At 43.1% G+C, this 10,852-nt stretch carries 10 protein-coding genes and 1 other RNA gene; 5 read left to right on the forward strand and 6 right to left on the reverse strand.

What is annotated here, in order from left to right; translation table 11 throughout:
• The first annotated feature begins 8 nt into the window (after positions 1–8).
• Complete coding sequence (locus ACTXGJ_RS08160) at positions 9–680, forward strand: alpha/beta hydrolase (RefSeq protein WP_439242962.1); 672 nt, start codon at positions 9–11, stop codon at positions 678–680.
• Positions 681–876: 196 nt separating this feature from the next.
• Positions 877–1,235: a transfer-messenger RNA gene (ssrA, locus tag ACTXGJ_RS08165) on the forward strand.
• A 182-nt stretch (positions 1,236–1,417) separates the two neighbouring features.
• On the opposite strand, the gene ACTXGJ_RS08170 is transcribed toward ssrA, so the two are convergent.
• The 6 genes from ACTXGJ_RS08170 to ppsA all read right to left on the reverse strand — a co-directional run bounded on the left by ACTXGJ_RS08170 (position 1,418) and on the right by ppsA (position 7,075).
• The gene (locus ACTXGJ_RS08170) at positions 1,418–1,657 is read right to left on the reverse strand and encodes a hypothetical protein (RefSeq protein ID WP_439242858.1); all 240 of its coding nucleotides are present in this window, start codon (positions 1,655–1,657) and stop codon (positions 1,418–1,420) included.
• 233 nt (positions 1,658–1,890) lie between these two features.
• Positions 1,891–2,403 carry a 50S ribosomal protein L9 gene (gene rplI, locus ACTXGJ_RS08175; protein WP_439242856.1) on the reverse strand — a complete coding sequence of 171 codons (513 nt, stop codon included), beginning with the start codon at positions 2,401–2,403 and terminating at the stop codon, positions 1,891–1,893.
• Positions 2,404–2,423: 20 nt separating this feature from the next.
• The gene (rpsR, locus tag ACTXGJ_RS08180; protein ID WP_010198808.1) at positions 2,424–2,654 is read right to left on the reverse strand and encodes a 30S ribosomal protein S18; all 231 of its coding nucleotides are present in this window, start codon (positions 2,652–2,654) and stop codon (positions 2,424–2,426) included.
• 16 nt (positions 2,655–2,670) lie between these two features.
• Positions 2,671–3,057, reverse strand: coding sequence for a 30S ribosomal protein S6 (gene rpsF, locus ACTXGJ_RS08185; protein WP_439242854.1), 387 nt, complete (start codon positions 3,055–3,057; stop codon positions 2,671–2,673).
• A 279-nt stretch (positions 3,058–3,336) separates the two neighbouring features.
• Positions 3,337–4,368, reverse strand: coding sequence for an RDD family protein (locus ACTXGJ_RS08190; RefSeq protein ID WP_439242852.1), 1,032 nt, complete (start codon positions 4,366–4,368; stop codon positions 3,337–3,339).
• Positions 4,369–4,690: 322 nt separating this feature from the next.
• The gene (ppsA, locus tag ACTXGJ_RS08195) at positions 4,691–7,075 is read right to left on the reverse strand and encodes a phosphoenolpyruvate synthase (RefSeq protein ID WP_439242850.1); all 2,385 of its coding nucleotides are present in this window, start codon (positions 7,073–7,075) and stop codon (positions 4,691–4,693) included.
• A 531-nt stretch (positions 7,076–7,606) separates the two neighbouring features.
• Here ppsA and ACTXGJ_RS08200 point away from each other — a divergent pair.
• The 3 genes from ACTXGJ_RS08200 (at position 7,607) to sthA (ending at position 10,710) form a co-directional block, all read left to right on the forward strand.
• Entirely contained in the window at positions 7,607–8,446 is an 840-nt protein-coding gene (locus tag ACTXGJ_RS08200; protein WP_439243169.1) for a pyruvate, water dikinase regulatory protein, read from the forward strand.
• Positions 8,447–8,508: 62 nt separating this feature from the next.
• Entirely contained in the window at positions 8,509–8,925 is a 417-nt protein-coding gene (locus tag ACTXGJ_RS08205) for a hypothetical protein (protein WP_439242848.1), read from the forward strand.
• A gap of 135 nt (positions 8,926–9,060) precedes the next feature.
• Positions 9,061–10,710: a Si-specific NAD(P)(+) transhydrogenase gene (gene sthA, locus ACTXGJ_RS08210; protein ID WP_439242846.1), complete on the forward strand. Its 1,650-nt coding sequence runs from the start codon at positions 9,061–9,063 to the stop codon at positions 10,708–10,710.
• Positions 10,711–10,852 lie beyond the last annotated feature (142 nt).

The raw sequence follows: 10,852 nt of genomic DNA on the forward strand, positions 1-10,852 counted from the left end.
GAAATCGTATGAGTAACTATTTGGACGTGGTCACGGTAGAGCATAATCCTACGAACAAACCAATTGATCGCGCGGTGATTTGGCTACATGGCCTCGGAGCCAGTGGGCATGACTTTGAGCCAGTCGTGCCGCAGTTAGGCCTTAGTAAAGATATGGCAGTGCGCTTTATTTTTCCACATGCCCCGCAAATACCCGTGACCATCAATGGTGGCATGATAATGCCAGCTTGGTACGATATTCTTGAGATGAGTCTCGATCGTAAGATTGACGTCACACAAATTGAGAAATCCTCGCAGCAGATTCGCGATTTGATTCAACGCGAGATTGAACGAGGCGTTAAGCCTGAGCATATCGTCATTGCTGGGTTTTCGCAGGGCGGGGCAGTGGCTTACCATGTGGCGCTGGGATATCCACAGCGTTTGGCGGGGCTGATGACCTTATCTACCTATCTGGCAACCAATGATAGCCTGAGCTATAGTGATATCAATAAAGACTTGCCAGTCCTCATTGAACACGGGGTACAAGATCCTGTGGTGCCAGTGGTATTAGGTCAGCAAGCTCAGCAGCTATTGACTGATAAAGGCTACAACGTTGAATATCATACTTATCCGATGGCGCATCAAGTCTGTATGCCGCAAATCCAGAATATCGGTAAATGGATGAATAAGGTTTTGGCCTAATATTCTTTTATTATTAATCTCTTATAAGTAGTCTCTTAGCTATTGAAACTGGGTGAGTTGACCTTATATAGTAAGTAGAGTGATTAAGGCAAACACGTAAGCTTAAAAAGTAATAGTCAGCCTGTAAATTAATGTAATAACTATCTTTTATTGGTTGAGTCAAAGCTAAAGTTAGTCTAAAATACTCAGTCTTATTGGGGATGTTCTGGCTTCGACGCTGGTGATGAAACTCAATGATGCATGTCGAGAGTGTATGTCCTCTCGTAAATCAAACATATATTGTTATAGTCGCAAACGACGAAACTTACGCTCTAGCAGCTTAAACCCTGCTTACTGCGCTGCCGATTACCTATAGTTGGTTAGCCCAGTTGAAGCGTCCGTATATAGGTTCGCCACAAGAGATTGTCTCAATCGCTTGGGTTCAAAAGTAGAGAATCGTCCAATCCATCCTGACTGTCGGATCGGTGCGGACTAAAACTAAAGACAGAAACTAAACATGTAGATTCATGAGCGTAATGCTGGCGGACGCGGGTTCAACTCCCGCCATCTCCACCAAACACTAAAAATCCGGTCACTTATTAATTAAGTGACCGGATTTTTTTATGGGAAAAGCTTTCTATTTATGTCATTTAAATAAGAAGTGCATTTTACTGATAAAGTTTAAGGTATCAATATTAAAGCTTAGGGTAGGTCTTAGGAAGGGCTACGAAGTTTGGTTTTATCTGAGAAATTCTCTACTAAGCGTAAATCTGGTTATTTAATTTATTGAAATGGGCATTGCTCACTTTGGTTGCCATAGTATCAAAATGAATAGAGATGCCAGAACTATCTCTTGTGGCGTACCAGTATTCGTCATTACAACCGGTTGGTATTTCAAAAAACTTGTCATTGATGAAACTGCCTACAGTATAGACGTGTCCTTCTGCATAAAAATCATTACCACTTATACATACTACTTTATCACCAGTCTTAATCATATTCGTTCTCCTATCAATCAAAACGAAGCGCGCTTATGATAGTCAAATTCATAATCAAAGAACATGGAGAAGGTGCTGAGCGGTTGAATGGGTATACTGAGCGGTAGTACATCAAATTGAAGATATGTTCTCTATAGAATGTTTATTAGGCCATAATAAAACTCTATAGAAATAAAAAAACCAGCAACATAAAGTCACTGGCCTTTTTTAACTTCAGATAGAGGGTATAAAGCTTACTCTTCAGAAGTCTCTTCGTTCTCATCAGCTGCTTCTTCTACATCTTGGTCTTCGTCATCGCCATCTTCAGATAGGATGGTAACTAAGATAGTAGCAGTTACATCATGATGCAGTTGGATATCAACGCTGTACTCGCCGATCTGACGTAGCGTACCTTCTGGAAGCTTAATCTCAGCACGGTCTACTTCTAGACCTGAGTTGGTCAAAGCTTCAGCGATATCACGAGTACCGATAGAGCCGAATAGCTTGCCTTCGTCGCCAGACTTAGCACGCATGATGACGTTAACGTCAGTCAACGCATCAGCACGAGTCTGGGCGGTTGCGATCTCGGCAGCTTCTTCAGCTTCAAGCTCAGCACGGCGTGCTTCGAACTTTTCGATATTCGCTTTAGTAGCAGGAAGAGCCTTGCCCTGAGGGATAAGAAAGTTACGTCCGTAACCTGGTTTTACATCGACAGTTTCACCGAGTTTACCCAGGTTGACGATACGCTGTAACAAAATAATTTGCATGAGTCACTCCTAGTTAACGGTTAACCCTGATGGTTGTCAGTGTACGGAAGTAGCGACAAGTAACGAGCTTGCTTGATAGCAGTCGCTAGTTGACGCTGATATTTGGTAGAAGTACCAGTAATACGACTTGGTACGATTTTGCCATTGTCACTGATGTACTGTTTTAGCAGTTCAACATCTTTATAATCGATGTGAGTGATGCCTTCAGCAGTGAAACGGCAGAATTTGCGACGGCGATAGAAACGTGCCATAAGTATTCTCCTTTAATTAGTCTTCACTGTTGTTGTCGTTGTCGTCTGAACGACGTGGCGTAGCTTTACGTGCGCGTTTTTCATCGGCATTTTTAGCTAGCTGTGACTCTTCAGTGATTGCTTCATCACGGCGCATGACTAAGCTACGGATGATGGCATCGTTATAACGGAATAACTCTTCTAATTCTTCTAGAGTCTCACCGTCAGTTTCGATGTTGAATAACACATAATGAGCTTTATGGATCTTGTTGATTGGATAAGCCAGTTGACGACGGCCCCAATCTTCTAGACGATGGATGATACCATTGTTGTCTTGAACCAACTTGATATAGCGTTCAACCATGCCGACAACTTGGTCGCTTTGGTCTGGGTGTACAATTAACACCACTTCGTAATGTCGCATTTGGACTCCTTACGGATTAGTAGCTACCGGCCCTATGCAGGTAGCAAGGAGATTTATAAGGTAAACTTAGTCTCAGCTATTATTATAGAGAGCAATAAGCTTAGGATATAAAGCGCCGTATTATAACAGCACTCAAGCGTTAACACAAAGGTTAATGCGGCTAAAAGGAATTAATTCTAGAGCTCATTATTTATACGTGATAAGACTAGCCATAAAAAAAGTAGCGACTAAGCGCTACTTTTCGAAATCTTGTGATTAGGAGGAGTTAGTTTACTGTAGTTACTTCACTTTAGGCTGTTTAACCAGCTGTTTGCTATCTGCTTTAACCACTAAGGTTTTAGCGAGTTTGTCGTGCCAACCGATATTCTCGGGACTTTTTGAGGCCATATAATAATGAACGGCAATCACTATAAAGCCTAAAAAACTGGTAAAAGAAAACAATAGGTTATAGACAATAAGTAGCAGCAAAGTGCGCATTACTATAAGTTTAAAAAAGGACGGTATTCTATGCGTGGTTTGATCCACCACGCGAATACCGGTAATCAGTTTACCTAAAGACTGCCCACGTAAGATAATGAACAATATCTGCAGAGCAAATAAGCCAAAAACCATGACTTGTGACATCATCAAAGTACCGCTAGGGATACTCTCCATCAAGGTCATTGAGTACTGGTAAGCGGCGTCCATATTTTGAATATCTTGAAATTTAGTATAGTCGATATCCATTTTAGTCAGTGCCAATACTAGCGGAAAGATGGCTAATATATAGAGCAAGCCATTGACCGCAGTGGCTAGTATTCGTGACATGATAGGCGCTAAGATCACATCACCGACGACAACATCTTTGGCGCCCGCCACTCTAGTGTTACTAGACTTATTGAGCGAGACATTATTAGTTGGTGAATGGTCACGATTGGTCGTCATGTCTACTTTAGACTTTTTACTACTATCTGTAGCTGAGCGCTCATGCTTGCCGTAGAGTCTATCAAGAGAGAGCTTTTTGCCATTTAAGCCGCCTTGATTGGCGCTAGTATTCTTACTGGTACTAGCGTCATCAGAGTCTTCTGGGAAGACGGTGACATTACTGATAATAGAGTCATCATCACTATCATTAACGACGGTTGTATTATTCATGGTAGGACGATAGTAAGGTTGGTTAGCCGTCAAGTCACCGAGCCGTTGCCAATTTGCTAAGCCTTCATGCCACATCAAATCATCAAATACTACCTCGCCTGAGGTAAGCATGATATTGAGCTGATCTAAAGTGTAAGGCCCTGCTTGGACATTATTTCGAGCAAGAAAAATTTGCATAATGAGTTATATCTTAATTCGCTGATGATAAGTTTTAGCTTTTATAAGTGATGTTATTGGGACAAATCTGCTTTTAACAAGGTTAGTATCAGATGGTTAGGAGTTAAAATTCAAAACTAGAACCTTGTACAGACGCTTTAAACAATGTCTTGGATAGGATTTTAGATAAATAGTAAATACAATTTAGGGTTTGCTCGCTATTTCATCAAAATTAATGACGATCAGCAAACAAACCCTAATAACTTTTTTTACGAGTGATTATCTCTACTAGTCACTGTCTTCGAAGGTTAATAGCTACTTAAAGAGAGCGCATTATAGGCTACTATTGCGCTTCTTCACCAGCTAAGAAGAACCAAGTATCAAGGACAGAGTCTGGGTTCAATGAGACTGAGTTGATACCTTGCTCCATCAGCCAGAAGGCTAGATCAGGATGATCTGATGGGCCTTGACCACAGATACCAATGTACTTACCGGCTTTGTTACAAGCTTCGATCGCCATAGATAATAGTTTTTTGACTGCAGGGTCGCGCTCATCAAACAGATGCGAGACGATACCTGAGTCGCGATCGAGACCTAGCGTCAACTGAGTCAAATCGTTAGAGCCGATAGAGAAACCATCAAAATGCTCTAAGAACTCGTCAGCGAGTAAGGCGTTGGTTGGTAGCTCACACATCATAATGACGCGCAGACCGTTTTCGCCGCGTTTCAGGCCATTTTTCTCTAGTAGCTCAATGACTTGTGCTGCTTCATCTACTGTACGCACGAAAGGAATCATAATCTCAACGTTGGTCAGACCCATCTCATCACGGACGCGTTTTAGTGCTTTACATTCAAGCTCGAAGCAGTCACGGAAGTTATCCGACACATAACGACTAGCGCCGCGGAAACCAAGCATTGGGTTCTCTTCTGATGGCTCGTATAGCTTACCGCCTAACAGGTTTGCGTATTCGTTCGATTTAAAATCTGACATACGTACGATAACCGGCTGATCCATAAAAGCAACGGCTAAAGTTGAGATACCTTCAACCAACTTATCGACATAAAAATCAACAGGTGAGGCATAGCCTGAAATACGCTCATTGATCGCTTGCGAGATCTCACGAGGTAAGCTGTTCATGTTGAGTAGGGCTTTTGGATGTACGCCAATCATACGGTTAATGATGAACTCTAAACGCGCAAGACCGATACCTTTGTTAGGCATTTGGGTAAAGGAGAAGGCGCGATCAGGGTTACCGACATTCATCATGATCTTGAACGCTAGATCTGGCATAGACTCAATAGAGTTGGTTTGGATATCAAAATCAAGCTGACCTTCGTAGATAAAGCCCGTGTCGCCTTCGGCACAAGAGGCGGTGACGTCTTGACCATCAACCAATAGCTCAGTGGCGTTACCACAACCAACTATGGCGGGTACGCCAAGCTCACGCGCAATGATAGCAGCGTGACAGGTACGGCCACCACGGTTAGTGATGATAGCAGAAGCGCGCTTCATGACCGGTTCCCAATCCGGGTCCGTCATATCAGAGACTAAGATGTCGCCTTCTTCAACCTTGTCCATCTCGTTAAGGTTACTGACGATACGCACTTTACCAGCGCCAATACGTTGACCGATTGAGCGACCTTCGCACAGTACTTTAGCATCGCCAGTATTGATGACATAACGCTCCATGACGTTGCTGTCTTGACGGCTCTTAACGGTTTCAGGACGCGCTTGCACAATAAAGATCTGCCCACTATCGCCGTCTTTTGCCCATTCGATATCCATCGCTTGACCATAATGCTTCTCAATAGTCATCGCTTGTTTGGCAAGAGAGGTTAGCTCTTCAGTAGATAAAGAGAACTGCATACGCTCCTCTTTTTCGACATCGACGACTTTGACTGATTTAGCAGTGCTGCCTTCATCACCATAGATCATCTTTTTATGCTTGCTACCTAAGTTACGGCGGATTACTGAGGGTTTGCCATCGGCAAGTAGTCGCTTAGATAAGTAGAATTCGTCTGGGTTAACTGCGCCTTGCACGACCATCTCGCCGAGGCCATAGCTTGAAGTGATGAACACTACTTGATCAAAACCGCTTTCGGTATCTAGAGTGAACATAACGCCCGCCGCGCCCGTCTCTGAACGTACCATACGCTGAACGGCAGCAGATAGTGCCACGCCTTCGTGTTCAAAGCCTTTATGCACACGATAAGAGATCGCGCGATCATTGTATAAAGAGGCAAACACTTCTTTGATAGCGATCAATACGTTATCGATACCGCGAATGTTTAGATAAGTTTCTTGTTGGCCGGCAAATGAAGCATCTGGCAAATCTTCCGCAGTCGCAGAAGAACGCACCGCAACCGCGATGTCTTCGCCGCCGCTCATCGCTTCAAAAGATTGACGCACTTCAGCTTCGAGATCTGCTGGCAGCTTCTGCTCGATAATCCAATTACGGATTTTTTTACCGGTAGCGGCAAGTTTATTGACGTCATTAACGTCTAAGGTTTTCAGCTCGCTATTGATTTTGTCAAGCAGACCCGTTTCGTTCAAAAAACGGTTAAAAGCATTCGAGGTTGTGGCAAAGCCGCCAGGAACGCTAACACCCAAATCTGATAAGTGGCTAATCATCTCGCCAAGAGATGCGTTCTTACCACCGACCATCTCAATATCGTCTTTTCCTAACTGATCAAGATTGATTACAAGTGCTGTAGATTGCGCTGCCATGATAACTCCAAAAAATAAGGTTATTTAGTAAGGATTATAAGGGTGGATTATACCCCTATATTTTGCGAATTTCGAGAGGATAACGGAAAAAATTTGGAAAAAGATACAAAATTTAGAGTTTTTTTGTGTCTTTATAGCTCAGCCGATACTGTAATAGCAACGACCACTCTTATCAGTAACCTAGATGTAGTGAGAATATTGCTAAAACTTAATAGGAAGTCGCTATAAAAGCAGCAAAGTAAATTGCTAATAGCGAGTAGAGTAGTTGAGAGTCTTTTTTATAGATACACTCGTACACTTTTGCCTCTACATCGATTCCTATTCAGGCGCTATTATGAGTATAATGTGAGGCATTAATATCAAAGAATTCCTTTAGGCTGACCGAGCCATAAGTAACCATCATAAAAATAGAGCGGCTAAAAATAAGCGGCTTCTCATTAATGAACACTCCATAGAGCACTGAGGTTGTTAGTTATGTATTTCAATAATCCGTCTGAACCAGATAAACCGACTATACAGAACCGGCATGCAATGAGCTTGGATAACTCACAAACGATAAGAAGTGCTTTTTTTATCTCTGATGGTACCGCCATTACCGCTGAAACTTTGGGTCGCTCGATTTTGAGTCAATTTGCTTCTGTGCCTTTTGAAACTCACGTTCTACCTTACGTCGATAGTATAGAGCGCGCTGAGGATGCGGTGGCGCGCATCAACATGGCCTATCAGCGTGATGGCTTATTGCCGCTAGTATTCGATACGATAGTCAGCCCTGAGATTCGCGAAACAGTCAACTCCGCCAAAAGCTGTAATTTAGATATGTATGAGGGGCTGATTGGCCGTATCGCTGAAGAGACCGGTATTGAGCCGGATGGTCACTCAGGGCATGCTCACGATAATGTCGACTCTGAGACTTATAAAGAGCGTATCGATGCGGTGCACTTTGCCTTAGATAATGATGATGGCGCGCGTACCCGCCATTATAGTATGGCGGATATCATTCTTATTGGAGTTTCTCGCTCAGGGAAGACGCCAACCTCTTTATACTTAGCCTTACAATTCGGCATCCGGGCGGCCAATTATCCGCTGACTGAAGACGACTTGTATGACAACCAATTACCAAAATCCTTGCGTGAGCATAAAGATAAGCTGTTTGGGCTAGTCATTAATACCGATAGGTTAGTAAAAATTCGCCAAGAGCGCCGCGCCGGTAGCCGTTATTCTAGCTATCAGCAAGTGCAGCAAGAGCAGCGCGCGATACAAGGCATTTATATCTCTCAAGGTATCCCAAACTTGGACGTCTCTGAGATGTCGGTAGAAGAGATTGCCACCCGAATCCTGCAAATGACCGGCCTAAAGCGCCGCATTGGTTAATAAGCCCTAATAGCTATTTGCTTAGCTGATTATTAGTCCTATTATTAAAAGTAGAGAAAACTATGAGTCTAAACCAAAACGCATCATCAAAATCACCAAAATCAGCGTTACTAGTAGCGACCCTGTTAAGCACTGCTACTTTATTAAGTGCGTGCCAAACCTCGCCATTCGCTCGTGAACCCGTACCTGAGCCCCGTTATATTCCTTCTATTGTATTAGGGGAGGCGCAAACCTTGACTATTATGCCAAATAGGGTAGCCTGCGCTTCAGCATTGCCTATGCAGTGCTTGCTTGCTAAGTCGAGCAAAGATGGCTCAGTATTTCAGATTCCTTATGATTGGATCGATGATTTCAAGCCGGCTCTTGGAACTGAATATACGATAAATGCGCGTCCACAGATCGATGAAGGCAAACAGCAGCTCACCGGGCATTGGACATTGCAAAGCATTTTGACACAGCGTATGGTAGGGACCCCTTAACGCTTAGCATCTTTAGCTTATAAATTTGAAAATACTATCTTAGTTTTTAGATATGAGCTTGTCTTAGCTATGACTGCAATCATTGAAAGCTTCAAAATTAAATAAATTAATAACTGAATAAATAAAGAGGATATTATGGGCAACAAACCTAAATCCGATACGACTAATGAGACGGGTGAAGATACTAGCACCGAGGTCTCGAATAAAGATAGCGGCAGCGCGCCAACCACGAAGCCTGAGCAAACCAAAGACGCCAGTAAAAAAGAAAAAATCGAGCAAACGCATGAACAAGTGACCGATGACATCATGCATCATCCAGACTTGGTCAATCCGCTAGATGATACTCGTATCGATATCAAATCAGAATTTACTAAAGACTCACAGCGCATTAAAAGCGATCAGCATGAATTTGAATATGATGCTGTGGTTTTGGGAGCAGGCCCTGCTGGTGAGGCGGCCGCAATGAAGCTAACAAAGTCTGGCAAAAAGGTCGCAGTCATTGACCCTCGTGAACAAGTCGGTGGCAACTCGACGCACGTCGGCACTATTCCTAGTAAGGCGCTACGTCAATCGGTTTTTAACCTCATTAACTTTCGCCGCGATCCTATGTTCACCAAAGCTTTAGAGTATCAGCGAGTACCACTCAATAAAGTATTGGCTAATGCGCGCCGAGTGATACGCGACCAAGTTAGTACGCACAAGCGCTTTTATGAGCGTAATCAGATAGATGTCATTCAAGGGTGGGCAAGTTTCGTTGATAAGCATACCTTACGCGTTGAAACCGATGAGAATATCTTTGAAACCGTCACCTTCAATAAAGCCATCATCACGGTAGGCAGCCGTCCTTATCGTCCAGAGATCTTAGACTTCAATCATCCGCGCGTTTTTGATTCTGATAAGATCCTACAGATGGATTATGTGGTCAGAAAAATTATAATTTATGGTGCGGGGGTTATTGGCTGCGAATATGCCTCCATCTTTACCGGCCTTGGCTACAAAGTGGACTTAATTAATAACCAAGGCAAGCTACTGAACTATCTGGATAGTGAGATTAGTGATGCTCTAGCGCATGACTTTAGACAATTTGGCGTACTCATTCGTAATAATGAAGAGATCGATCATTTAGAGACGCATGACGATCATGTCATTCTTTATCTAAAAAGTGGTAAAAAGATCAAGTCAGATGCCATTCTTTGGTCGAACGGACGTTCAGGAAATACCGAAGGCCTCAATGTAGAAGGGATCGGTCTAGAAGCTAATAGCCGTGGTCAGCTAAAAGTTGATGATCATTATCGTACCGAAATCGATAATATTTATGCTGCAGGTGACGTGATAGGTTGGCCTTCACTAGCCTCAGCTGCTTATGACCAAGGACGCTGTGCGGCAGCCTTTATGGTTGGTGATAGCGATGCCGAACCCGTCTCTAGCGTACCAACAGGGATTTATACGATTCCTGAGATATCGAGTATCGGTAAGACAGAGCAGGAACTGACTGATGAGCAAGTGCCTTATGAAGTCGGTCAGGCTTTCTTTAAACATCTCGCACGCGCGCAGATCATTGGGGAGCGCACCGGCGTTCTCAAGATACTGTTCCACCGTGAGACTTTAGAGATATTAGGTATTCATTGCTACGGTAACCATGCCTCAGAGATTATCCATATTGGACAGGCGGTGATGAAATGCAATGCCACGCTTGAGTATTTCGTCAATACCACCTTTAACTATCCAACGATGGCGGAAGCTTATCGAGTAGCTGCACTTAATGGTCTTAATCGCGTGTTTTAGATTTTTAATTAAGCTAGATTTTATTATTAAAAAGTGTCTGTATATTTTGCAGGCGCTTTTTTTTGATAGTTTGAGTGAGAGTTTTTAAGATGGTATCTACGCTTAGTAAAATAGTATGGTCACTAATTCAAGGACATTAAGC

Origin of the sequence: Psychrobacter sp. 1Y11, assembly GCF_052259045.1 — a bacterium.
In the GTDB taxonomy this organism is placed as follows: Bacteria; Pseudomonadota; Gammaproteobacteria; order Pseudomonadales; family Moraxellaceae; genus Psychrobacter.